This is a genomic window from Bartonella sp. HY761, assembly GCF_026743145.1.
Lineage (GTDB): Bacteria > Pseudomonadota > Alphaproteobacteria > Rhizobiales > Rhizobiaceae > HY038.
Genome location: NZ_CP104887.1, coordinates 2,050,170 through 2,075,929, shown reverse-complemented (window position 1 = coordinate 2,075,929; position 25,760 = coordinate 2,050,170). Strand labels below are relative to the sequence as shown.

The window sequence follows — 25,760 nt, the reverse complement described above, 5'->3', positions numbered from 1 at the left end:
ACACCAGCATATTTTGTCATAGTAAATGCTAAGACAAAATATGCTTTTCATTTTATTTTAAATTAAAAAACCAACAATGTGGCTTTCAATACCATTGGGGGCGCTGGTTTAAACTGCAGCTAAAAACATGCTGCAAGTGCAATAGATGAAAGGGTGCCAAATGGCCGTTGAGCAACAAGGCAGCGTACAACACAATAATCAACAATCTGCAAATCATCAACATAAAGGCTTTGCTGCATTTTTAGACCGCTATTTTGGTATACGTAAGGCCGGTTCGTCGATACGCATTGAGTTATTGGCAGGGCTCACCACTTTTTTAGCAGCCTCTTACGTTATTGTGGTTAATCCCGATATTTTGACCAAGGCAGGTATTCCTTTTTCTGCAGGTTTAACAGCCACCGTTTTAGTTAGTTTTCTATGTAGCTGTGCCATGGGGCTTTATGCCAAAAGCCCTATTCTTGTGGCACCCGGCATGGGCATCAACACGCTTTTTGCTTATACTTTGGTAAGTGGCGCAAATGTACCATTACCGATTGCGCTTGGCTGTGTGCTTTGGGCCGGTGTTTTATTTACTCTTCTTGCTTTTTTTAATTTGCGCAGCGTGGTGATTGAAGCCATTCCGGTTAATCTTCGTTATGGTATTGCTTGCGGTATTGGGCTTTTTATTGCTTTAATCGGCTTGGAAGGATCAAAATTTATTATTGCAGACCCTGATACGATCGTTGCCTTAACACCGATTACCCCCGTTACCCTTACTTTCATTGCGGGTTTTATTATCACCGTTGGTTTGGTTAGTCGCGGCGTCAAAGGCTCGCTGATGCTTGGCATGATTGTCACGACATTGCTTGCTATTCCTATTGGCCGGATTTGGGGCGATGGTAGTGCCTATACCTATGGTAGCGGTCTTGAAACTATTGTGAATTGGAGCGGTGTTTTTGCAGCGCCCGATTTTAGTTTTATTGGTACAATTGATCTTATTGGCTCGTTGCAAATTCTATATATCCCATTTATTTTTGTTTTTCTTTTCACCAATTTTGTGGAGGCGCTTTCAACCTTTATGGGGCTTGCAGAAGCCTCTGGTCTAAAAGATGAAAATGATATGCCGCATAATATTCGTGAATCCATGCATGTTGACGCGGTCGCAGCATTAATCTCCGCGCCGCTTGGCACAAGTCCAGCCACTGTTTATCTTGAATCGGGCGCTGGTATTTCACAAGGTGGGCGCACGGGTCTTGTGGCAGTTGTTGCAGGTTTGCTTTTTGTACCATTTTTATTCTTGTCGCCATTACTATCGTTAGTACCATCTATTGCAACTGCGCCGGTATTAATTTTAACCGGACTTTTCATGGCAGAACCATTGGGGCGTATTGATTGGAAAAACTTTGAAGAATCTTTGCCAGCATTTTTGGCTGTTTTGCTTATTCCACTTACTTTTTCGATTACCCTTGGCCTATCCTTGGCAGTTATTACCTATGTGTTGATGAAAATTGTTACAGGAAAAATACGCGAAATTCGGCTTGTCATGTGGTTTGTAGCACTTATTGCTGTTATGCTCGTTGCACAAATTCAAGCTTATAAGTTTGCGCCTACCGCGCCTGAAAAGCCGACAGAACAAAGTCAGCTAATCAGCCCATTAAATAACGGTTTAGTATTATAATTTGGGTTTGGCTTATAACGCCAAATCCGCATCTTAAAGAATGATTGAAATAATTTAAGGAAATGAACAATGAAACAATGGCATGAAGTTGCGCCGCAATTGGTTGATGTCGCCATGGGACGCAAAGCGGCTGATTTGGTTGTTAAAAATGGTAAATGGGTCAATGTCCATTCTGGTGAAATTATTGCCAATATTGATGTTGCCGTGAGTGCTGGGCGCATTGCTTATGTTGGTGAAGATGCCACCTATACAATCGGCACTGAAACGCAGGTGATTGAAGCTAATGGCCGCTATTTGGTGCCAGGGCTTTGTGATGCGCATATGCATGTTGAAAGCGGCATGGTCAATGTAACCGAATTTGCCCGTGCGGTTATTGGCCATGGTACAACAACCATGTTTATTGATCCCCATGAAATTGCCAATGTGCTTGGGGTTGAAGGCGTGCGCTTAATGAATGATGAAGCGCAACAAATGCCAATTAATATTTTTGTGCAGGCACCAAGCTGTGTGCCAAGCGCACCCGGGCTTGAAGAAGCTGGCGCCGAGCTTAGTGCGAATGATATCAGCGAAATCTTGTCTTGGCCTAATATTATTGGTCTTGGCGAAATGATGAATTTCCCAGGTGTTGCTAATAATGATGCGAAAATGGTTGCTGAAATTGCAGCTACTCAAAAAGCTGGTCTTACCGTTGGCGGCCATTATGCTTCACCAGAGCGCGGCCGTGCTTTTCATGCCTATATTGCAGGTGGCCCTGCCGATGACCATGAGGGTACAACCCTAGACGATGCAATGGCGCGTGTTCGCCAAGGCATGCGCTCTATGCTGCGCCTTGGCTCTGCTTGGTATGATGTTGCGTCACAGGTTAAAGCTATCACCGAACATGGTTTGGATTCTCGCAACTTCTTGCTTTGCACCGATGACAGCCATTCCGGCACACTGGTATTTGACGGCCACATGAACCGCGTTGTCCGCCATGCCATTTCGCAAGGTTTAAAGCCAATTACCGCTATTCAAATGGCCACCTTAAACACTGCACAGCATTTTGGTCTTGAGCGTGATTTGGGCTCAATCACCCCAGGTCGCCGTGCTGATATTATTATTACATCTGACCTAGCAGAATTGCCGATTGAAGTGGTTATCGGCCAAGGTAAGCTTTTGGCTGAAAATGGCAATCTTGTTGTTAATATTCCAGCTACACAATATCCAGCTCACGTAAAAAACACTGTGCATCTTGGCAAAGTGTTAAAAGGCGATGATTTTGATGTTGTTGCTGATAATGCTGCAAAGGTGCGGGTACGTGTTATTGGCATGGTAGAAAACCAAGCGCCTACCAAGGCGCTTGAAGCCATATTGCCAGTTGAAGATAACATTGTTAGCATGGATATTACCAATGATGTTTGCCAAATTGCACTGGTTGAACGCCACCGTGCAACAGGCCATGTCACCAATGCTTTTGTGTCAGGCTTTGGCTATAATAAGCCTTGTGCTTTGGCGTCAACTGTTGCCCATGATAGCCATCATATGATTGTTGTTGGTACCAATAAGGATGATATGGCAATGGCAGCCAATCGTCTGGGAGAAGTTGGCGGCGGTATGGTAATGATATCTGAAGGCAAAGAGCTTGCTATGGTAGAATTACCAATTGCAGGCCTTATGTCTGATGAGCGCGCCGAAATTGTTGCAGCTAAAGCGCAAAAGCTTGTTGATGCTATGGCGGAATGTGGCTGTACTTTAAATAATGCCAATATGCAGCATTCGCTTTTGGCATTGGTGGTTATTCCGCAATTGCGCATTTCTGACAAAGGACTGGTTGATGTAACCCGCTTTGAAATTGTTGATGTTATTATGGAAAAAATGGCGCAATAATTAAAAAAGGCCACCATTTCAATGAAGTGGTGGCCTTAATGTCTTGCTGAAATATTTTAAATATTAAAAATTTTATAAAAGCGCGGTATAAAATGAACAATATCGCCAATTTGTCCTTGATAATCGCGCGGCAATTCAATTTCCACCATATCACCGCTATCAAGTTTTACTTCGCCGCGCCTTGCTGATCCGACACGGCGGCGGGCAATGAGCTTACCGTTAAGGCTTTGCTGATCCGCATTTGTAAGTTCAATTTCATGTGGGCGAAAAAACAGCTTGGCTTTACCATCGGGTAAATCGCTTTTTATGTTAATTTCATTGCCGTTATATAGAAATTTCCCTGACTTTATCTCAATAATAATATTACTGGATTCGCCAATGAAGTCATAGACAAAGGGGGTCTTCGGGTTGTCGTAAATTTCGTCAGCCGAGCCTAATTGCTCGATTGTGCCTTTATGCATAATGGCAACGCGATCAGAAAGTTCAAGTGCTTCTTCTTGATCATGGGTAACAAATATGGTGGTAAAACCAGTTTTATCATGCATTTCACGCAGCCAATGGCGTAACTCCCGGCGAACTTGCGCATCTAATGCGCCAAAGGGTTCATCAAGAAGCAGGATTTGCGGTTCAATTGCCATGGCGCGGGCAAGGGCAACACGCTGACGTTGCCCACCCGATAATTGATTGGGATAGCGGTTTTCAAGTCCTGTTAGCTGTACAAGATCCAAAAGCTCCATCACTTTATTTTTAATAAAGGCTTTTGATGGGCGCGTTTTTGAAGGGCGAACATTGAGGCCAAATGCAATATTGTTAAAAACGGTTAAATGCTTGAAAAGCGCATAATGCTGAAAAACAAAACCGACATTACGCTCACGTATTGAGTGTAAGGATGCATCTTTATCGCCAAAATAAACAGTACCAGAAGTTGGGAATTCAAGGCCAGCAATAAGGCGCAAAAGCGTGGTTTTACCGGAGCCTGATGGGCCAAGCAGGCCTAATAATTCGCCTGAGCGAATATCAAGTGAAATATCGTTTAATGCAGCAAAGCCGTCAAATTCTTTATTTAAGGAATTTAGGCGAACATCCATAGTCAATCCTCGAAACTATATTTTGCATCAGCTCATATTAATGGCCTGTGCGTGCTCCCTTACGGGCGTAAATTTTTTCAATTAATGTTTTTAAGACAAGTGTTACCAATGCAAGCGAGGTTAGCAGTGTTGCTATCGCGCAGGCAGCCGTAATGTCGGAATAATACATAAGCTCAATTTGCAGGGGCAATGTCATACTTTCCCCCTCAATGCGTGAGGAAACAAGATAAACTGCACCAAATTCGCCCATAGCACGGGCATTGCAGAGCAAAATGCCATAAAGTAACGCCCATTTAATATTAGGCAAAGTTACCAGCCAAAAGGTTTTAAACCCACTTGCACCAAGGGAAAGGGCGGCTTCTTCATCACTGGTGCCTTGGTCTTGCATCAATGGAATAAGTTCACGAGCAACAAAGGGAAAGGTTACAAACATGGTTGCAAGAATCATTCCGGGTATTGCATAGATAATTTCAATGTTGAAATATTCAAGCAACGGGCGCAAGACACTATCCATGCTGAAAACCAAAATCAGTGCAAGCCCTGCAATGACAGGTGATATGGAAAAAGGTAAATCAATTAAAGTTATGACAAAGGCCTTACCGCGAAAACGAAATTTGGTAATTGCCCATGCGCCCAAAATGCCAATCAAACTGTTACACGTTACCGCGATTAAAGCGACAATAAGTGTGAGTTTAATCGCGTTTAGCGTGCTTGCCTCACTGATGGCTTGCCAATAGGCATTAAAACCTTCACCAAAAGCTTCAACAAAGACAATTGCCAATGGCAAAAAAAGCATAATGGTCAAGAATAGTAATACAACTGCTATAGCTATCCATTTAAACCAAATATTATCGCTTGTCGGATTTTGTGGTGTGATATGATTAGCCATTGCCAAATCTCCTGCGATTATAGGCTTGCAATAGATTAATAGCCAACAAAATGATAAAGGCAATAACAAGCATGGTTGCGCCAATAGCTGCGGCATTGGCATATTTATTAGCAGCATTGCCCTCTAACTGAATAACAATCATCAATGGGGCAATTTGCGTTTCGCGTGGTAAATTCCCAGCAATAAAAATGACCGAGCCGTATTCACCAATTGCTCTACCAAAAGCAAGGGCAAAACCAGTCATAATTGATGGTAAGAGGGCCGGCAAAATAACCTTAATAAAGGTTTGAATACGGCTTGCACCAAGGCTTGCAGCGGCTTCTTCAACATCTTTTTCAAACTCGGCAATCGCCGGTTGAATGGTGCGCACAACAAAGGGAATACCGATGAAAATAAGCGCAATAACAATACCGGTTGAGGTATTGATAATGCTGATGCCAAGGTTGTTGAGTAGCGATCCAAGCCAACCAATAGGCGAATAAAGCGTTGCAAAAGCAATACCTGCAACAGCGGTTGGCAAGGCAAAGGGTAAATCAATACAGGCATCAACAAGGCGGCGACCTGGAAAATTATAACGCACCAGAACCCAAGCAATGAGCAGCCCAAAAAATACATTAATTAATGCAGCAAGCATTGATGTCCAAAGGCTTAGCCAAATGGCATGGCTAACGGTGGGCGTTTTGATAATATCAATATATTCGCTAAAACTTAGCGAAAAGGTGCGGAAAAATATCACCGCAATTGGCAGCAATATCAATATCCACATATAGGTCATAAAAATCCCGAAGGTTAAACCAAAGCCGGGTATAATGCTTGGTGTCTTCCATGAGTTAGGCTTTGCTGTTGTTGATGCCATATTTTATTGGCTCCTATTGGTTGCCACTAAAAATTTGGTCAAAGAAACTGCCTTCATCGAAAAATTCTGCTTGTGCTTTTTTCCAACCGCCAAAATCTTCAATTTTTACCAATGTCAAAGGTGGGAATTTTTGCAAAAGTGCTTTATCGACAAGCTCAGGATTTGATGGGCGGTAGCCATATTTTGCTGCCAAAGATTGCCCCTCTTGGCTATAGAGATGTTGTAAATAAGCGGTGGCTATTTCTCTTGTACCATTTTTATCGACATTGCCATCAACAAGGGCAACAGGTGGTTCAGCAAGGATAGAGATTGATGGTACAACAATTTCGAAATTTTCGCCGCGTTTTTCTTCCAATGTGCGGATGGCTTCATTTTCCCAAGCAAGCAACACATCACCAAGGCCACGTTGGGTGAAACTTAAGGTTGAGCCACGCGCCCCAGTATCTAATACAGGGACGTTGCGATAAAGGTCACGTACATATTGGCGGGCTTTTTCTTCATCACCATTAAAATTTTTGCGCGCCCAAGCAAGGGCAGCTAAAAAATTCCACCGTGCACCGCCAGAAGTTTTGGGGTTAGGGGTAATAACCTTTACATCAGAGCGGGTAAGGTCGCCCCAATCCTTTATGTTTTGTGGATTGCCCTTGCGTACCAAAAATACAATCGTTGACGTATAAGGGGCATTATTATGGGCGAGTGTACCACGCCAGTTTTCAGGAATTTTGCCGGTACGTGCTGCGATTTCGTTAATATCCGCTTCCAGTGCGAGAGTGACAACGTCAGCATTTAAGCCTTCAATCACTGATCGCGCTTGTGAGCCAGAACCACCGTGGGTAGTGCGAACCACTGCATCTGTGCCTTTTTCTTTTTTCCAAAAGTCGGAAAAGGCTTGGTTATATTCGCGATAAAATTCGCGGGTTGGATCATAGGAAACATTCAATATGCGGTCAGCAGCTTGCGACGCATGTATTGGAGCGAGGCTTGCTGTTGCTGCAATAAGTGAAGCGAGCACAGTTACCAATTTGCGTTTTAAAATCATCGTCACCTCCATTGATTAACGACAATGTAACGGAATAAAATAAAATGTGAAAATATAAACTATGCTAATCCGCAGATTTTATGAAAAATCTTTTCATAAAACACATATTTTTGAGTTTTTCTAAACTCTTTATGGTTTTTACGCTAAATTAAATAGCAATATTTTGCGTTAAAAAGTCAATGCTCACTAGCCGATAGTAAAAATAAATTGTTTCAAATGTTGTTTAAATGAAAATTTAGTTTATTGAAATCATATGTTGCAAAAAGTGGAAAACACCAGTTCAAAGGCTTGTAAAAATATGGCAGACTAAAATTGCTTAGTAACATTTAATTTATCTATCCCTTTATAAATACAATATTATTTGATTAGACGATCTTGACCTTCCTTGATACCGTCCTAGGTATTGTTAGATAATATTTTGAAATTTTCGCTAAAATATTAGCGGCAAAACAAGGACGAAGATAATGAAAAAGCTTTTATTAGTATCAGTTGCAATGTTGTCATTAGCTGCAAGCAATGTTTTTGCAGCAGAGCGTACCATAAATGGTGGTTCCAAAGAAAATACATATGTTGAGGGCCAGAAAGATGGTTCTCCAGTAGAAACGAAAGCTCCACCAAAAGAAGGTCGTCATTTTGGCGATGGCTCACAAGAAAATTCTTATGTTGAAGGCCAAAAGAACGGCTCACCAGTAGAAACGAAAGCCCCACCAAAAGAAGGTCGTCATTTTGGTGACGGCTCGGTTGAAAACAAACAATAATCTATAATCTTGATTTATGATTAAAGTTTTGGGGCGGCTTCATATTTGAAGTCGCCCTTATTTTAAAAGATTATGCTAAATATTAGGAAATTTTTGTGTATTGATTTATTATCCACTGCTTTGCTTATTATTAGCTTTGTACTTTAAAACCCATTAATCTTTGGAATTGTCAGCTTAACTTTTGTTAAATGATACAGTGGAGACAATATGGGGCAATATTAAAGGCCACGGCAACAAGGATTGATGAAATATTCCTATTCCAAAAGTGGTATGTTAGCACTGAAATAGGGCAGATTCGAACTGCTTCGCTTTGATATGAGAGCCAAAGGTTCACATATAAAAGCTTTACCAGATGTAGTTCCATCGGCATTTGCTATGGCAAAATGAAGTTGTGGCGACAAGGGTGAATAAGAATGGTAAAAAGCATCGTGGAAGATGTATTCTTATTGCGCATTCGCCACAAATATCAAAAATGAAATTTATATAGCTATGACAACAAGGGAGTAACGAAACAAACTATCTCGCTCTAACACTGAGCTACAAGCCCATAATGTCGGGCTTGGCAGGATTTGAACCTGCGACCTAGATTTTGGAATGTAGTTCCGTCGGCATTTGTCATATCTAAAGTTTAATAAAAATCATAGCAACAAGTTTGTAGTGAAACAGTAGTCTGCGCTCTCTTTCTGAGCTCATGTTCATGTACAAGGTGGGACTTTAACCCGTGACCTAATGTAGTTCCACTGGCATTTGCCATGAATTCAATTTGGTGAGTCTTATTTAGCATTTATTTTTTGTTTTGTAAAGTATTATTTTTAAAAAATAAATAAAAACAAAGGCTTGTGTTAAAGGTATAAAAAGCCATTTCAAGCTTTGTTTAAAACTTGATGATTTTGGCCATTTGTAATGTTTGGCTGATTTTATGCTATCTTCAGCTTATAGTTGCTAGCTGAAGATAGCATATTGTTAATGCTTATAGTTCTATTGCATCAATCATTTTTGTCCATTGTTCTGTTTCCTGTTGTTTTGTCAGCATTCCGATAAGTGTAAACACTGCATCGGAAAATCCACCAATATTGAAAACACCATCAAAATTTGCTGCAGGTGTTGTGATGTAAGGTTGTATGTCGAGACATATTAACTTTGCTTTTGGGTTACGAATTTTAAGCTTCGCCCATTCTTCCATCATTTTTGTTTGACCTGGTCGAGTTAAATTATTGCCATCCACCCATGATTCATTATCTGAAATCATGATCACATAATCTACCTTAGCCTTTTCTGCATTTAATATGCTAAGTGGAGCAGAGCAATTGGTTCCTCCACCACCGAAACTAGAGAGCTTTTTTGCGTTGCGCATTACGCTATCGCGAGGGTTAATATCAATATTAAATACTTGATAATCAAATGGAAAAATTCTTGCAGAGTTATTCTTGCGCATAATAGCTGCCGATATCAGTGCTGCGACGTCAATGCACCTTACAATCGAGGTTGCGCCAGGGCGATAACCGGTGACTGACGATGACATTGACCCCGAAACGTCTGGGCAAAGTACAACGTCACCCTTTAAATCAGGTACATTGTCAATGGCTATTTCCAAAGCCGATTGTAATGCGTTTTTAACTAAGACTGGCAATTTATTGTCAGCCATTAGATAGGTAGTCATCAGCTGATAGGGAAAAACACGAGCCTTGCGAATTTCATTCTCGTCTTTTAAGCGGCTTGCAATAAATTGCGTAAAACCAGGCACTGAAAATACGTCATGACGTAAAAAAGTGTTAAGGTTTTGTCGCAGCATCTGCCAGCCGGCATGATGTGCAATTTCTGCCCAATGCTCCTTAGTAAGGTTAAGCGAGGTCAACATTTGGAAAGGCACTTCTGGCACTTTGCCATTTTGGTTGGTCTTAAAATCTTCAAACTCACGGACAATCGCAGGAAGTTCGTCAATATTATGGGCTTTACCCATAATATAGGCATAAAGTGCTTCACGAGATTTATCTTTTGGGCGTGGATGCACCATTTTGATAACATCAGCGAGCGAAGGCTTATTTCCTATATTGGCACGCAAAATTTCAATGTCGCTGGCATTTTCAAGCCATTCTTGCACAAGCCGTTTAGGGCGAGTACCAAGTGATTTACGACCAATGGTGCCAGAGCGCATAATTTGCACGAAATTACGCAGCATCTTACCATTGCGGATAACCCTTTTAAATACTTGGTTGAAATAAGTGCTCTCGTTTTTAGAAAGAATTGCGAGCAATAAAGCAGGCATATCTTTCATCAAGCCTTTTTCAAAAGCATAGATGGCAGTTTTTGCAAGAAACTCCGCGTCAACTTTTTCGCTAAGTTCTAAAATCTTATCCAACTGGTCGCAGCCATTGGCGTAAAATGTGTTGTTAAAGGTGCCAGTCACTGCAAGCTGTGCCAAGGCTTCATTTGGTGAAAGTTCATAGGCTGGTGCGCCATGATGGTTATGGCTATTGGTTGCAGGAACAAGTTTTCCGCGTAGGGAAGCAAAAAGTTTAAAGTTTGCCATTGTATTTCCTCTTTATTTTCAGCATGGCTTTTTTCATGCTTATTATTATTGACATTCTGACAAGGTATTTGGTTAAATTATCTTGCCTGCACCTATTGACTAAGCATAAGGCGTGCCAACTTCGATAAAATAACTGAAAACCAAAAATTTATTTTTTATCTTATTGATTTTATTGCTAAAATATTTTTGTAAAAATATTGTCTTCCTTTTTATGTTAAAACGGGCATAATATTATCAGTGATAATTTTTTATAAAGATTTATAATTATGGATAAAAAAACGGTTGTCTTTTCAGTTCTTGGTACAACCCTTGATATTGGTGCTTTTGCAAAACGCTGGTCAAAATGGCGGCCAACGGTTGCGCTTTGTCAGCAGGCTGATTTTCCTGTTGATCGGGTAGAGATGATCAATCACAGTAATGATAACCAGCTCGCCGAAGTTATTATTAAGGATATTGCTGAGATTTCACCCAAGACAAAAGTCGTGCAAAATTTTGTCGACATTAAAAATCCTTGGGATTTTGCTGAGGTCTATGAGCAATTACGCTCCATTGTTACTAATTATGATTTTGATCTTGAAAATGAAGCTTATTATGTAAATATCACTACCGGTACCCATGTTGCGCAGATTTGCTGGTTTTTGCTCACGGAGACGCGCACAATTCCGGGGCGTTTGTTACAGCTTTCGCCGTCTTTGAGGGATGAAAGTGGCAATAGGAGCTCTATTGGTTCTTATTCAATTATAGATCTTGATTTATCGCGCTATGACATAATTGCGCGGCGTTTTGCGCAGGAGCGTCAATCGGCGACATCTTTTTTAAAGTCAGGCATTGCTACCCGCAATGATGCTTTTAATAATATTATAGACGAAATAGAAAAAGTGGCTATTCGCTCAAAAGCACCAATTTTGTTAACTGGGCCAACGGGCGCGGGTAAATCACGCCTTGCAAGACGTATTTATGAATTAAAGAAAATGCAGCATCAGGTTGAAGGTTCACTCATCGAAGTGAATTGCGCTACCTTGCGCGGCGATCAAGCAATGTCAACCTTGTTTGGCCACCAGAAAGGTGCTTTTACAGGGGCAGCTAGCAGCCGCCAAGGTTTGATGAAAGCCGCCGATCAAGGACTTTTGTTTTTAGACGAAATTGGCGAACTTGGGCTTGATGAACAAGCTATGTGTTTGCGTGCTATTGAAGAAAAGCGTTTTTTTGCAGTTGGGGCGGATGTTGAAACCCAATCGGATTTTCAACTCATTGCCGGTACTAATCGGGATTTGCGTGAAGAGGTAACGAAAGGTCGATTTAGAGAAGATTTATATGCAAGGCTTAATCTTTGGACATTTGAATTGCCTGCATTAAAAAATCGCCGTGAAGATATTGAGCCTAATCTTGATTATGAGCTTGATAATTATCAGCGAGATGAGGGGCGAAAAGTTACTTTTAATAAAGAAGCACGTAATTTGTTTTTAGATTTTGCCATGTCTAGCAATGCCGAATGGTGCGGTAATTTTCGTGACTTGTGGGCAGCAGTTTTGCGCATGTCAACCCTTGCACCGCAGTCGCGCATTAATGAGCAAACAGTATCGGAGGAAATTAAGCGGTTAAAATATAGTTGGAGCCGTGATAATTTGGACAAAGATCAACAATTGCTTGCAACTGTTTTAGGCGAGGATAAATTGGCGATGATTGATCCATTTGATATTCCGCAGCTTGATTTTGTCGTGCGCGAATGTAAGCGTTATAAAACCATTAGTGAAGCGGGAAGGGCACTATTTGCCGTTTCAAGAACACAGAAGAAAACTGGCAATGATGCCGACCGCTTACGCAAATACCTCGCTCGTTTTGATTTAAGTTTTGAAATGGTGCAGGACATATCATCTTTTTAAAGAGCCTCTGATAAGGATATCATATCTCACCATTTCTAAAGGATTATTTGCGAAGCTTTGATTAGGGTCAGGACCTATTAATTTTTTGGATTCCTTTTTTTGTTGATTTGTGATTCATTGGTTTTGTGGAGGTGAAACTAATGAGTGATTTGTTTTTATTGAGCGAAGAGCAGATGGCGCGAATATCGCCCTGTTTTCCACTGTCTCATGGGGTTGCTCGTGTCGATGACAGGCGCTTTATCAGCGGCATTGTCTATGTCATCAAACATGGTCTGCAATGGAAAGATGCGCCCCTCGGTTATGGTCCGCATAAAACGCTCTATAATCGCTTTATCCGCTGGAGCAGGTTGGGTGTATTTGACCGCATCTTCGCAATGCTGGCCGGACAGGGCCCAAAACCTCAACGCATCATGATTGACGCCACACACCTCAAGGCGCATCGCACGGCTGCCAGCCTGTTAAAAAAGGGGATATTCCCCGCCGTATCGGGCGCACGAAAGGCGGCTTGAATTCAAAGCTGCACACGGTCTGCGATCAAGATGGAAAGCCAATATGTCTGCTACTAACTGAAGGGCAGATGAGTGACTACAAAGGAGCCGCTCTTTTGCTAGCGCATCTGCCAGATGCCAAGGAACTCATTGCAGACCGGGGGTACGATGCTGACTGGTTCCGGCAGGCATTGCTTGACAAAAAAATAAAGGCTTGCATTCCGCCCAGAAAGGGCAGAACCACCGAGATAGCTTATGACAGGCAAACTTATCGGTTGCGTCACATAATCGAAAACCTCTTTGCCAAGCTAAAAGACTGGCGGCGCATCGCGACACGCTATGACCGATGTGCACACACCTTCTTCTCGGCTATATGCATCGCCGCAACCGTAATATTCTATCTTAATTAATGAGTCCTGAGCCTAGGCGATGAAATCGCCTTTTACAATCCGTTGGGTTGATGGGCGATAGCCGAAAATTTTAAAATATTTGGCATATTTTTACCAATAGCAAATGTGCGCTTATTAAAGATCGCTTCACAGTTTTTTAAAAATGCTATAGTATTATGGAAAGTTGGTCGGCAATTTTATGGCTTGAGGGGGAAAGCTAATGTCGGGGCAGGGGATAGATAATCATAAATCTAATAATGATGGCTCAAAGCAAAGTTCTATTTTTTGGCAAATGTTTACACCAAAATTTATTACGGTTTTGCGTGAAGGGTATAGTTTTAGCAACTTCAAAGCCGATGCTTTAGCTGGCTTAACCGTTGCTATCGTTGCTTTGCCGCTTTCTATTGCCATTGCCATTGCGTCTGGCGCTTCGCCTATTCAAGGGCTTTATACTTCTATTATCGGCGGTTTTTTTGTCTCATTGCTTGGCGGCAGTCGCTTTCAAATTGGTGGGCCTGCAGGCGCTTTCATTGTCGTGGTCGCCACCACAATTAACGAACATGGCATGGATGGACTATTACTGGCGATGCTAATGTCCGGAGTATTTTTAGCCATTATGGGCTATGCACGTCTTGGTACCTATATTAAATTTATTCCCTATCCCGTAACAATCGGCTTTACTGCGGGCATTGGCGTAATAATTTTCTGCAGCCAATTGATTAATATATTGGGCTTAGAGTTGCAGGGAGGAGAACCAGGCCCGATCATTGCAAAAATGGCGGCAATATATAACGCAATAATAACTTTTAATGTTCAAAGCTTTGCCCTTTGCGCGCTCACAATCATTATTATTATTGTTTTGAAAAAATGGCGCCCTCATTGGCCGGGAATGCTCATAGCAATTGCATTGGCAAGTTTTGCGGCTTTTTTGGGTGCGCTTGATGTTGCAACGGTTAGTAGCCGCTTTGGTGCTATGCCATCGCAATTACCAATGCCGATAATGCCAGTTTTTTCGATTGATAAAATGGTCGAGATATTGCCGGCAGCCATTACTTTTGCTTTGCTTGGGGCGATTGAATCGCTGCTATCGGCAGTGGTTGCCGATGGTATGAGTGGACGCCACCATCGCTCTAATTGTGAATTAGTAGGGCAGGGCTTTGCCAATATTATTACGGCGTTTTTTCATGGTATTTGTGTGACCGGTACCATTGCACGCACTGCTACTAATATTCGCGCAGGTGCTCATGGGCCAATGGCTGGTATCATGCATGCCATTTTTATCTTGATGTTTATACTGTTTGCAGCTCAGCTCATTGGCTATATTCCGCTCGCGGCGCTTGCTGGCGTACTTGCCATTGTGTCTTGGAATATGATCGAGCGCGGTGCGATAAAAACCTTATTTATCGCATCAAAGGGCGAAGCTTTTATTTTGACGGTCACTTTTTTACTAACCATATTTTGGGGGTTGGCGGAAGCCATTATTATTGGCTTTGCACTTGGCGCGTTATTATTTATTCAACGCATGTCAAGCCTAAGCAATGTTGAAATGGATGTTCCCTTTGTGGGCGAAGATAGTGTAGATGGTGCTAATAGTACGCCTCGACCCTATGATGATAGTCGTTTGAATAATGAAGTTGTCATCTACCATATTTCTGGCATTTTTTTCTTTGGTGCCGCCGCTAATATTGGCTCGGTGCTTGATAAAATCGCTGATAGCTATAAGGTAATGATACTTGACTTTTCCGCAGTGCCATTGCTTGATGCAACAGGGGCGCATATTCTTGAAAATTTAGCGCAAACGGCTAAAAAACGCCAGATGAGATTGATAATCTGTGGTGCTTCTATCGTACTGCGCAAGGAAATGCTTGCTCATAATATTCGCCCACCCTTGGTGGAGTTTTATAGTGATGTTGTGAGCGCCCTTGAAACAACTAAAAGCGCAGAAGAATAATAGAATAGATTTAAAATTTATTGCAGAAATAAAAGTTTAAAAAGACATAATTTCATGTGTATAACGCCCTTTGTTTATTTCTATTTTTAAAAATAAATGCACTATGTCAAGCGAGCTTAAAGATCATTTCAGAACGGCGATAAATTACTTGCAGTTAAATGATCTTGCAATGAGAGTTTAGCAATTTGTGACAATTAAATAGGGTTGGAAATATGTCCAAAGAGGGTATCACAGACAATAAGAATAAAGGAAATAAGGGCAAACTTATTGTCACCCTTATTATTCTTGTTCTATTAATAGGCGGCGGCATCTACTATTATCTTGGCTTGCAGCAAAAGAAAATAAATGCTGTTTTTGAACAATTGAAAGAGCAGGGGGTCGTATTTAAGGAATGGAAGAAAAATTCTGATAAAACCTATTCTCTTGTTGAGCCAAAATTGCAAGTTAGTGCAACTACGCAGCTTAATGTTGAAAGCTTTGATGTAGCACTCAAAGATGATGGTTTGCTGGATTTAACCCTTAAAAATGTCAGCTATAAAAATGAGGTAGTAGAAGTTGCTTTGCCAACTATTACCATAACAGGTTATAAGTTGAATAAAGATATTTTTGACCCTCGTCTTAAAAACAAAATGCTGCCTTTTGCTTTGCATTTGCTAAGCAATGATTTTAAATTAATGGTGTTTGATAATTCCTTGGTTAAACTTTCTTTTAACCTGAATGAACTTAAAATTTCAGCGTCAATTGCCATGGATAAATATGAGCTTCATGATTATAATAATGGTATTGTTGCACAACAAATAATTGATAAATATAATATTGTTACCAATATAAGCACCAATAGCATATCGTTGCCACCCACTCGCCAAGTCGCCTCAATTGAGCATATTACAGTTCACGATATTAATGTGAGATTGCAAGTATTAATGGCTTCTATCGCAGACGATAAGCCAGATCAGCCATTTGAAAAAGTGAGCGGTGCAGTCGTTATCAAAAATTATAAAATTGATACAAAATCACCCTTAAAACATGAAGAACAGATGTCGATTGAAGAAATTACAACTGATGGTTTTTCTATGCGTTACGGAAAAAAAGCACCGGTTGATACGATAAACAACCTCTTGGCATTTGCTAAATCTGCTTCCATATCCGTAAGTGAGGCTATGGAAAAGGGCGAAAAAGCGGAGTTAGACTATCCAAAACTATTTGGTCTTATTCGTGATGCTCTTTATATGATCGATATGGTAGGTCCATTTCAACAAGAGGCTAAAAACGCAATTTCAATCCAGAACGATTCTGAGGTTGATATAACCGTTAATATCGAGGGGCTTAAAATTGGATATGAGCCTTTTAAGACAAGTATAGAATATAAGGGCTTGGATATTAATGCCGCTAGCCCGCTATTGGATGATCAAGCTGTTGCAGTTGGAAAAATCGGTATTGTTGGTATTAAGAGCGTAGACTTTTCGTCCCTATATCAATTTGCTGTTTCAGAATTAGATAAATTATCGAAACTTGACACAATACCAAATGACACAACATATTTTGTCGGCTTAATGGCAAATGTTGGCAAGCTATATCCTAAGATTGACGGAATAGAAGTTAAAAATGTCGATGTGAATTTACCTATGTCTAAGGGGAATGTTAAATTTGATGAAATATCGCTTAACCATAAATATGCTGTATCTGGTCCAATCCCAACATCTATTGATTTAAATGTTGTCAATTATCAGCAATTCGTCGAAGACTTTACCTATTTTCCTCAGAGTGTTGGCCTTAGCGATGGCATGCTAAAGTTATCTGCACGTATTAAAGCTGACTGGAATGAAGAAAAGAAACAAATTTTACTTCATGATAGTTTTTTAGAAACAAATGTTTTTGGTCGTGTAGATGCTAGTGCAACCATCGGTCAAGTGCAGCCATATCTTTTTTCAGGTAATACGATAGAAATGGCAGCTGCCGCATCGGGCTTAACAGTTAAAGATGTCGAAATTAGCCTTGACGATAAGGGAAAGCTTAGCGCCTTTAGAGAAGCCATTGCAAAAGAAAAAAAAATATCGGTTGAAGAAGTTAACTATGGTTTGATTTCGAGAATGGTTCCTATTATGCAAGACTATATCGATGATGATGACATTCGTGCAGGCGTCATCGTTCCTGTGGCAAAGTTTATGAAAAACGGTGGCGTTATAGCCTTTGATGCAAAGTCAAAAACTAATTTTGGTGTTGGGATCCCAGGTTTAGCTATGATGGATTTAAGCAATAACCTTGATCCATTATGGTCACTATTTGATATTGCCGTCACTGTAAAATAAAACAGTTTTAAAGGCGTTGAATAGCCATTGGTGTGTTGTTAAAATTTCAACATACCAATGGTTTTTTTATGCTTTCAACGTTATTGTTTTGTTTGGTGGAATGAAGGGGAAGCAAATGCTAAGATTGCAGTATAATTTAAACGATTGTTACATAGGTTTATTCGTGTTTTTCAAATTGATGCGCTTATCGTTTGTAGCCTTTTTTCTACTCGCTGCTTTTTGTTATCAATTTTCCCATGCAGCAACACAAAAAAACCAACCAATGCTTACTTTTTTGAAGCAAAATGGTTTATATTTCGACCATGTGGAGGAGCGTGATGACGGCGTAATAAGCATTAAAAACGCCTATCTTGCAGTTGGTCATAGCGCAAAAATTAATATCGAAACCTTGCTGATTATACCTAAAAATAATAGCCGATTTGATTTTGATATAAGCAATATAAAATATAAGGATAGTTTTGAATTTAATCTTAATAGTTTAAAAATTTCTGATTTAAAATTTGAAGAAGAATCTTCATCTCCGCTTAAATTATTATATTTTCCAGCTATTATAAATTCTTTCCTCAATATGGATATTAACCAAATTGATTTTGAGGAAATGTCGTTAATATCATCTATTGGTAATACCCCATATTCTATCAAATTTACGATGGATGCAGGTTCATTTGAGATGGTATCAAAAGGCATCATACAATCGCAATATTTTTGGGGATCGGCTATTGAAATTGGCAAAAATTCGATTAGCTACGATAATAATTCTGTCAATTTATCAATCGACCATATTAATTTTCGTGATTTAAATTATTGGCAAGTTTTTGATTTGTTTTTCGCGCCCCACAACAATAAAAAAGATGCGCCTATCTCCATCGCGAAGAGTGCAAATATTCGTCATATAAATTATTATGATAGTCGCCAGAGTATTGATTTTGAAGAGGTTAATCTATCGCGGTTATTCTTACGGCAAAATCGTGAAACCCTTGTTGATTTAATTAATAATCAAATTGCTGTTTTAGCAATGAGTGATGTCGAGCGCGGTAAAGATGGTCAACCATTGGTTGAAGACCCTTTAGCAGATTATAAAAACATCAAATTAATGCGCAGCTATTTTTATCTTTTGGATATGGTTCAAGCTGTTGATTTGGATTTTGAAGACTATGTCAAAGAATCTGAAGATGGTATGATGGAGTATCAGTTTATAATTAAAAATGGCACTATTTCCTATCAAAATAATAAGATTACATTGCAATTCAATCAAATTGATGATGTCGCTACAGATTTGGAACATCCAAGATCAATAGTGCTTTTTAGCTTACCTCGTGAATGGCAAATTGATAAAGTTCAGGCCGAAAATATAGATTTGGCTAATTTCTACAATCTTATTGATGGCGAATTTTCTAGATTGTTGGATAAGGATGGTTTGAAGAAAAATGCTAATATTGATTATTCGAAAGTGCTTATGTCCCAAATTTGGCAGAATTTTCCAAAAATTGATAGTTTTTCCATTAACAATTTAGCTTTATATGCCCCATCAAAATTTTTAAATGATAGTGACGATGCGTTCGTGCAAATTTTCAAGCTTGATAACGTATCATTGAAAAACGATTATGAAACCAGTGGACCTATTCCAACTAAAGTTGCATTTGAAATCGATAATTTTACACTTCCTAAAAAGATAATCAATCAAATGGATATGCCGCGATTTAAAGACTTGGCTTTAAATGTCAATTTACGCTTCGAGGCCACTTGGAATAGCAAGTTGAATGCCTTAAAAATTGATAATAGTTTTATCGAAAGCAAACAATTGGGGCATTTAACGGTTAGCGCTGAGTTTTCTAATGTTAATCAGTCATTGTTTTCGGGGCGGCAAAAAGATATTTTTGCCAATTTATTCGATGTTATAGTCAATAAATTGGTTTTTCAATATGAAGCACGTGGCTTGAAAGGTCGAAATCTTTTATACATCGTTGGGCTAACGGGCAGTTCAATGAATGAGCTTCAGATGAAGGGCGTTGTTAAGCAAATGCTCTTAGGGTTGCAATTAGAGGACAAAAAGGCTGAAAAATTTGCAAGTATTTACGATGCCTATATGCATGATGGCGGCAGATTACAACTTAAACTGCAAGAAAAGCGAGCTAATACCGGAAATATTGCGCTCTTGAGACCGGCCTTAGAGAAGGATATGCCATTGTTTTGGTCACTTTATGATATTGATTTTATATCAATTCCATAAATCGCCAATATTTATTTAAATTTCGATTTTGTATAGATCCCTAAAAAAACTGTTGGTGCCAGCCCCTTAAACTTAATCCTTATCTATGCCACCCCTTAAATTTATCTTGGGGCTGACACCTGACTTTATATAAGTTAGGGTCTCTTTATGTATGTAAAGCATTGTAAACTAACAAGAAATAAGCAGTTAGAGCTTATGAAATACTTCATTGCGGGTTCAACCGCTAGAACAGCTGCTGATTTGGCTGGTATTCATCGCAATACAGCTGTACGCTTTTTTCATAAATTGCGATGTTCAATTGCCGTAAAACAACAGGAACGTGCGGAACAATTTGCGGGTGAAATCGAATTAGATGAAAGTTATTTTTGAGGTCATAGCAAAGGCATGCGCGGTCGAGGAGCCGCAGGTAAAGTTGCTGTCTTTGGTATTCTTAAGCGAGGTGGTCAAGTTTATACGCAAATCATCTTGGATGCTAAAACAGATACGCTTATGCCTATAATCCGCCAGAAAATCGTACCGGACAGCATTGTTTATACAGATTGTTGGCGAGGATATAATGCGCTTGATGTTTCAGAATTTAAACATTTCCGCATTAATCATTCAATCTTATTTGCGAATGAAAAGAACCATATTAATGGCATTGAAAATTTTTGGAACCAAGCCAAACGACATATGAGAAAGTTTAACGGAGTTCCAAAAGAGCATTTCAATCTATTCTTGAAAGAATGTGAATGGCGCTTTAATATCGGTACACCTAAACAGTTGCTAGATGATCTTAAAATCATCCTTAAATCACAATCTTAGGTGTCAGCCCCAAAATACGCAAATAATTATGAGTCAGGCTCTCAGAGAATGGCCTTTATTAACGTTTTCTATCATTACATTAATAGAAAATAATATGGGGCTGGCATAGATAGCGAAAAAAAGCTATTGTTGTCAAATGGATAAGTCACGGCGTAAAAGTCGCCTTTCACAAGTAAAACAAGTTGAACTCATCAAGTATTTCGTAGCAGGCTCAACGGCTCGTTCTGCTGCCGTTTTAGCAGGAGTAAATAGGAACACAGCTATCCTTTATTTCCAAAAGTTGCGAGAGGAAATAGCTTCCCGCCTTGAACAAGAAACGCCTGAACTTATGTGCGGTGAAATTGAACTTGATGAGAGTTATTTTGGTGGAGTGCGTAAAGGCAAAAGGGGGCGTGGAGCTGGAGGGAAAACGCCCGTATTCGGATTGCTAAAACGCAATGGAAAAGTTCATGCTTTTCCTATACCAAATGCCCGTACTGAAACGCTTTTACCGATTATTAGGCAATCAATTAAGCCAGATTCCATTGTTTATACAGACAGCTTTTCTGCCTATGATGTTCTCGATGTATCTGAGTTTCACCATGAGCGGATCAACTACTCAAAAACCTTTGTGGATGATCGCAATCATATCAATGGAATTGAAGATTTCTGGAGCCAAGCCAAGCGGCATATGCGTCGCTTTAATGGCATTCCAAAAGAGCACTTTCACCTCTACTTAAAGGAGTGTGAGTGGCGTTTTAACTATCGACTAACACAGAACTTGATTAAAGTATTGTTAAGTTGGGTAAAATAATTATACTTAACCCTTATCTATGCCAGCCCCAATAATATTTCAAGTAAAGCCTTGTAAATATGCGGTGAAATTTTTATAAAGGTATCAAATATTTTACAGGAGGCGATAGTTGGGTGATTTTTTAAGCGCTATTGGGTTACCAGTTGTTCATGCCATTTTAACCATGGCAAGCTTGGTAAAAATGGATTATGCACCGGGTATTGTGGTCTTACTGTTTTCCATTGCTTTTTTATTATGTAGCGGTTTTTTTCTCTCTATAATTTATCGCCGACAACAGGCGATTGACTGGTTTACTTCACTACTCAAAGAGAATATTTCTGGCGGTAAATTTTCATCTAATATTGATCTTTTCACAAATGCATTACGTGAAACCGCTAATGATCCCTATAAAAAGCGCATATTTTCGGCATGGGAAAGCTATGATGAAAGTCTCATAAAGCGCGATTTTGATGGTAGTATCATTGTTCAAAATGTTGCACGGCCAAGTTTTTTCTTTAATCCAGATGATTTGGGCTTTGGCCTTGGCAGTTGGCGTATTGTTTCAGGGCTTTTTGTTTCCATTGGTCTATTTTTTACATTCTTAGGACTGGTTTCTGCCCTTTCGACTATGGGGCAAGGGGCAGAAATTGATAGCAATGTCATGCGGCAATTATTAACCGTGGCATCGGCTAAATTTATTATGTCCTTAACCGGGCTATTTTTTTCCATCCTATTCACGCTTTTAATGCGCGTTGCCTATGGCAGGCTTGAAGCGAAATTGCATAAATTATGTGATGTAATTGAAATAAGATTATCTTTTGTAAGCCTAGAGGATTTAGCCACCCAGCAGCTCCAAGCAACCATTGATCAGCGCGAGCATTTTAGGGCAATTGGTACCGAGCTTGTGGCGCAGCTAAGTCGCCCTTTGCGTGAAGAGCTGCCTCAGGCAATTGAGCGCTCTATGCAAGCTGCTGTTGGCCCAGTGATGGAAAAAATTAGCAAAATGGGCACCGATGGTGTTGGCGATATGGTCTCGGGATTATCTAATCAATTGGCAGGTTCTGTCACCTCTGCGCTATCCGATGTTGGTGAGCGCATTGCCGATGCTGGCACACGCCTTGGTCAGCTTGCCGATCGTCTTGATAAGAGCTCGGGGCAAATTGGTTCTGATATGGAGGGCGTTTCGCAAAATATTGTCAAAGCCGTTGATGATTTGCGGATGGCCGCCATGGCTTTTAAGGGTGATCTTGAAAGCGCATCACGAAATGAAGCGGAAGCTGTTCAACAAAGGATGCAGGCGACCAGCCAACAGGTTAGCACGACTATTGGCAATATCGGCAATGATGTTGCTGCTACCTTATCGCGCAGCAGCGAGCATATTTCACGTGTTGTCGGTGAAATGACGGAAAAAGCCGGTGAGGAATTGGTGGCTCCACTTACCCAAATGAAGGGGCATCTTGAACAGCTTATCGGCCAATTAAATAATAGTACGATGAATATGGTCAAAATGTCAGAGGGTGTGCAGGCGGGTGCCGATGCAACCCAGCGAGCAGCTACAAGCTTTAATGGTGCGTCCAATCTATTGGTTGAAGCAGTGTCGCCCGTGCGTATTGTGGTTGAGCGCATGGACGATTTAATGCGGAGTTTAACCAATACAACGCAAAATGTTGCCACCACCATTACCAAATCAAGTGAAATGACGGCACGTTCTGCCGCCAATAGTTTGGCTGCGGCGGAGCAAATTTTAATGACCCAATCAAAAGCCATGGAACAAGCGCTAGCCGGTGTTACCACCATGCTCGAGCGGATGAAAGGCCAAGGCGACCGTCTTGACACCATGGATCAAAAATTGGGTGAAGCCTTTGAGCTATATACACAAAATGTTAGAGCCGCTATTCAGACACTGCAAAAAGATACAGAGCAAATAGCCAGAAATTTTGGCCCAGCTTTGGATACAATGCGAGAAATTGTTGAGCAAGCGGAACAATTTGCACCACAGCAAAATCGGAGGCCATAATGCGCGGCGGCAATAGAAGACGCAACCGCGAGGAGGAAGAGGAAAGCGTTTTCGTGTCTATGACAGACATGACCGTCAGCTTTCTATTTGTGGTTATTTTATTGCTGGCCTATTTTGCCCAGCAATATAGTGAAAAAACAACGGTTCCACGCACAATTTATGAAGAGGTGCTAAAGGAAAAGCAAGCGGTTGAAACAGAAAATACCAGTCTAAAGATCATCATTGCTGAATTAAAAAAGCAAATTGCACAATTGCAGCAAGAGCTTGAAAAGCTAAAGAAAATAGACCCATTAGAGGCCTATTTGACGGCGGCCTCGCAAGAACGGCGAAAAATATTGGAAGTTTTACGCGATCAGTTAAAAATAGATTTTCCCGATCTTGACGTGGTGATTAGTGAAGAATCCGATGCGTTGCGCTTTCAAGGTGATGGGCTATTTGCCACCAACTCATCAACATTACGCCCTGACCGTATTATGATTGTTGATAATCTTGCCAAGCGTTTACGCCAAATTTTACCCTGCTATACAATTGGCGATCTTTCCAAATGGGATAAGTCATGTAATCCTAGCAATGCAATTATTGAATCGGTTCAGATTGAAGGGCATACGGATTCAACCGGTGATTTTCTTGCTAATTTAAGTTTGTCAACGGCGCGCGCCAATAGTACCTTTTTTAAAGTGATTGATGTTTCGCCCCAACTGGTTGATTTTTTAAACTTTCGTCATCAACCTGTTTTATCGGTAGCAGGTTATGGGCAAATGCGTCCAGTTAAGGATAATACCAGCAAAGAGGGTCGCGATACCAATCGCCGTGTTGATTTACGCATCATTATGTATACGCCAAGCCAATCAGCTGAAATTGCTAAAATAAGAGAGGCTTTGGGCGCTTTACCAGCCATAGAGGGTGATAAAAATGACTAGCCTGTTGGATAGTTTACGGCTTGTTTATGCTCCCTTACAAGTTGCTATTGCTGAGAATCCTGCTTCAATCAAAGCGGTTAAGCGCGTCTTTGATCAATGGCCAAATATGGATTTAAAGCCAATGATAAGAGATCCAGAAGCGTTGATTGCAAAAATGCGTGGTCATGTGCAAAATAATTATTGGCAAGGGGTTAAAACGTCCTTTGTCACCAGCACTGCATGGGCTTTATTTGACAAGGAAAGGATTGACCGTCCCGATCTTCAATCCTTGCGTGAATTTTATTATCGCGAGGTTGAAGCAACAAGGTCACCAAGTTTTTTAAGTACGTTGTTTAAAATTTATCTTGATAGTTTTAACAGTGCCGCCAATCATACTATGCGTTTAGCCGCTGCTTTAGCCAAGGCAAAACCCTATTTAAAAGGCTATGCACAAGGCATAGTCAGCCATTTGTCTAATGTCTTAAATCCTATGCAAATTGTCGAAGATTTGGCCAATCTTATGGTTGCAAGTGATAATCCTTGGCAAGAATTACGCAATTTAGGTTTTGCCAGCCCCCATGCGCCGGGCCTATTAAATGCGGCGCATTTGCTTTTCATTAGAAAAATTGCCCCCAATCTTAGCCAAAAGCCACAAATGGAAAAATTAGTAAAATGGCTAAGACCCGATGGTGCCCAAGCAAAAAATAATGGTGCGGCGGAGGCGATCGAAGCATTATTAACCCCGTGGCTTGATAAAAGCCCCAGTGACGAAATCAAGGATTATTTAACCCAATCTCTTACCGGAATTTACGGTGATCCGCGCATTCACACCGGTAACAACTGGAAACTTGTTTCAGAAAACCATAAAAAACTGCTTCTGCGTTGGTTGACTGGTGCTAATATCCGCTTATTTCTTGATGTTGTAACCAAGGTAGAAGCAAGCCATATGTGGGAACCACGGCGTAAATTCTGGCTTGGTCTAGACCAAAAGCAGCGCATTGATGAGGCATGGGTGGCCTTTAGTGATGATGCGGCAAAATATGCCCGCCGTTTAGCGCAATTGGGGCAAAAAGGGTTGCAATTTGGTCACCAAACAGCGGGTAGCCATCGGCGTGATACATCCCTATTGATTATGCGAATTGGCAAAAAAATCATTATTGAGGGGTCGCATAGCTATAAGATTTATATCTTTGATGAAAGCGAACAGCGTGCACCTAAATTATATCAATCGCGCTATGATTGTGAAGAGATAAGGCTGATTGATCCTGATCGGGGCATTATGCACAATGGTAATTGGCAAAACAAAGTGGAATTAAAAATATAGGGGATTGCATA

Annotated in this window: 17 protein-coding genes and 1 pseudogene; 13 read left to right on the top strand and 5 right to left on the bottom strand. The window is 40.5% G+C overall.

Going from position 1 to position 25,760, the window contains the following annotated elements; genetic code table 11:
• Positions 1-160 precede the first annotated feature (160 nt).
• Positions 161-1,657, top strand: coding sequence for an NCS2 family permease (locus tag N6A79_RS08965; RefSeq protein ID WP_268545669.1), 1,497 nt, complete (start codon positions 161-163; stop codon positions 1,655-1,657).
• A gap of 69 nt (positions 1,658-1,726) precedes the next feature.
• Positions 1,727-3,523, top strand: coding sequence for an adenine deaminase (gene ade, locus N6A79_RS08960; RefSeq protein WP_268545668.1), 1,797 nt, complete (start codon positions 1,727-1,729; stop codon positions 3,521-3,523).
• Between the two features lie 56 nt (positions 3,524-3,579).
• Here the strand turns inward: ade and N6A79_RS08955 are convergent, their stop codons facing one another.
• Genes N6A79_RS08955 through N6A79_RS08940 form a run of 4 tightly spaced genes read right to left on the bottom strand, consistent with a single transcriptional unit; the run spans position 3,580 to position 7,395 of the window.
• The gene (locus tag N6A79_RS08955) at positions 3,580-4,611 is read right to left on the bottom strand and encodes a sulfate/molybdate ABC transporter ATP-binding protein (protein WP_268545667.1); all 1,032 of its coding nucleotides are present in this window, start codon (positions 4,609-4,611) and stop codon (positions 3,580-3,582) included.
• 37 nt (positions 4,612-4,648) lie between these two features.
• Positions 4,649-5,500, bottom strand: a complete 852-nt coding sequence (gene cysW / locus N6A79_RS08950) for a sulfate ABC transporter permease subunit CysW (RefSeq protein ID WP_268545666.1) — start codon at positions 5,498-5,500, stop codon at positions 4,649-4,651.
• Positions 5,493-6,356, bottom strand: coding sequence for a sulfate ABC transporter permease subunit CysT (cysT, locus tag N6A79_RS08945; protein ID WP_268545665.1), 864 nt, complete (start codon positions 6,354-6,356; stop codon positions 5,493-5,495). The genes cysW and cysT overlap by 8 nt, the downstream gene beginning before the upstream one ends.
• 13 nt (positions 6,357-6,369) lie before the next feature.
• Positions 6,370-7,395, bottom strand: coding sequence for a sulfate ABC transporter substrate-binding protein (locus N6A79_RS08940; protein WP_268545664.1), 1,026 nt, complete (start codon positions 7,393-7,395; stop codon positions 6,370-6,372).
• Between the two features lie 464 nt (positions 7,396-7,859).
• Between N6A79_RS08940 and N6A79_RS08935 the strand changes: the two genes are divergently transcribed.
• Complete coding sequence (locus N6A79_RS08935) at positions 7,860-8,153, top strand: hypothetical protein (RefSeq protein WP_268545663.1); 294 nt, start codon at positions 7,860-7,862, stop codon at positions 8,151-8,153.
• A gap of 970 nt (positions 8,154-9,123) precedes the next feature.
• Here N6A79_RS08935 and N6A79_RS08930 read toward each other — a convergent pair.
• On the bottom strand, positions 9,124-10,683 hold the full coding sequence (locus N6A79_RS08930) for an RNA-binding protein (RefSeq protein WP_268545662.1): 1,560 nt from the start codon (positions 10,681-10,683) through the stop codon (positions 9,124-9,126).
• Positions 10,684-10,949: 266 nt separating this feature from the next.
• On the opposite strand from N6A79_RS08930, the gene rtcR reads away from it, so the two are divergent.
• The 10 genes and pseudogenes from rtcR to N6A79_RS08880 all read left to right on the top strand — a co-directional run bounded on the left by rtcR (position 10,950) and on the right by N6A79_RS08880 (position 25,749).
• Positions 10,950-12,566 (top strand): RNA repair transcriptional activator RtcR, encoded by a 1,617-nt coding sequence (gene rtcR, locus N6A79_RS08925; protein WP_268545661.1) that lies wholly within the window; start codon positions 10,950-10,952, stop codon positions 12,564-12,566.
• A 140-nt stretch (positions 12,567-12,706) separates the two neighbouring features.
• Positions 12,707-13,464, top strand: a protein-coding gene (locus tag N6A79_RS08920; RefSeq protein ID WP_268545660.1) for an IS5 family transposase whose coding sequence is annotated in 2 segments (ribosomal slippage) — positions 12,707-13,040 and positions 13,040-13,464 — 759 coding nt in all. Because the reading frame shifts where the segments join, the coding sequence is not laid out codon by codon here.
• A 271-nt stretch (positions 13,465-13,735) separates the two neighbouring features.
• The gene (locus tag N6A79_RS08915) at positions 13,736-15,394 is read left to right on the top strand and encodes a SulP family inorganic anion transporter (RefSeq protein WP_442784280.1); all 1,659 of its coding nucleotides are present in this window, start codon (positions 13,736-13,738) and stop codon (positions 15,392-15,394) included.
• A gap of 212 nt (positions 15,395-15,606) precedes the next feature.
• Positions 15,607-17,703 (top strand): hypothetical protein, encoded by a 2,097-nt coding sequence (locus N6A79_RS08910; RefSeq protein ID WP_268545658.1) that lies wholly within the window; start codon positions 15,607-15,609, stop codon positions 17,701-17,703.
• A 262-nt stretch (positions 17,704-17,965) separates the two neighbouring features.
• Positions 17,966-19,933, top strand: coding sequence for a hypothetical protein (locus N6A79_RS08905; protein ID WP_268545657.1), 1,968 nt, complete (start codon positions 17,966-17,968; stop codon positions 19,931-19,933).
• Between the two features lie 147 nt (positions 19,934-20,080).
• Positions 20,081-20,737: pseudogene (locus N6A79_RS08900) on the top strand (IS1595 family transposase).
• A gap of 136 nt (positions 20,738-20,873) precedes the next feature.
• Positions 20,874-21,530 carry an IS1595 family transposase gene (locus N6A79_RS08895; protein ID WP_268545656.1) on the top strand — a complete coding sequence of 219 codons (657 nt, stop codon included), beginning with the start codon at positions 20,874-20,876 and terminating at the stop codon, positions 21,528-21,530.
• Between the two features lie 109 nt (positions 21,531-21,639).
• Positions 21,640-23,526 carry a hypothetical protein gene (locus N6A79_RS08890; RefSeq protein WP_268545655.1) on the top strand — a complete coding sequence of 629 codons (1,887 nt, stop codon included), beginning with the start codon at positions 21,640-21,642 and terminating at the stop codon, positions 23,524-23,526.
• Complete coding sequence (locus N6A79_RS08885; RefSeq protein WP_268545654.1) at positions 23,526-24,446, top strand: OmpA family protein; 921 nt, start codon at positions 23,526-23,528, stop codon at positions 24,444-24,446. The genes N6A79_RS08890 and N6A79_RS08885 overlap by 1 nt, the downstream gene beginning before the upstream one ends.
• Positions 24,439-25,749, top strand: a complete 1,311-nt coding sequence (locus N6A79_RS08880) for an EH signature domain-containing protein (protein WP_268545653.1) — start codon at positions 24,439-24,441, stop codon at positions 25,747-25,749. Before N6A79_RS08885 ends, N6A79_RS08880 begins: the two co-directional genes overlap by 8 nt.
• Positions 25,750-25,760 lie beyond the last annotated feature (11 nt).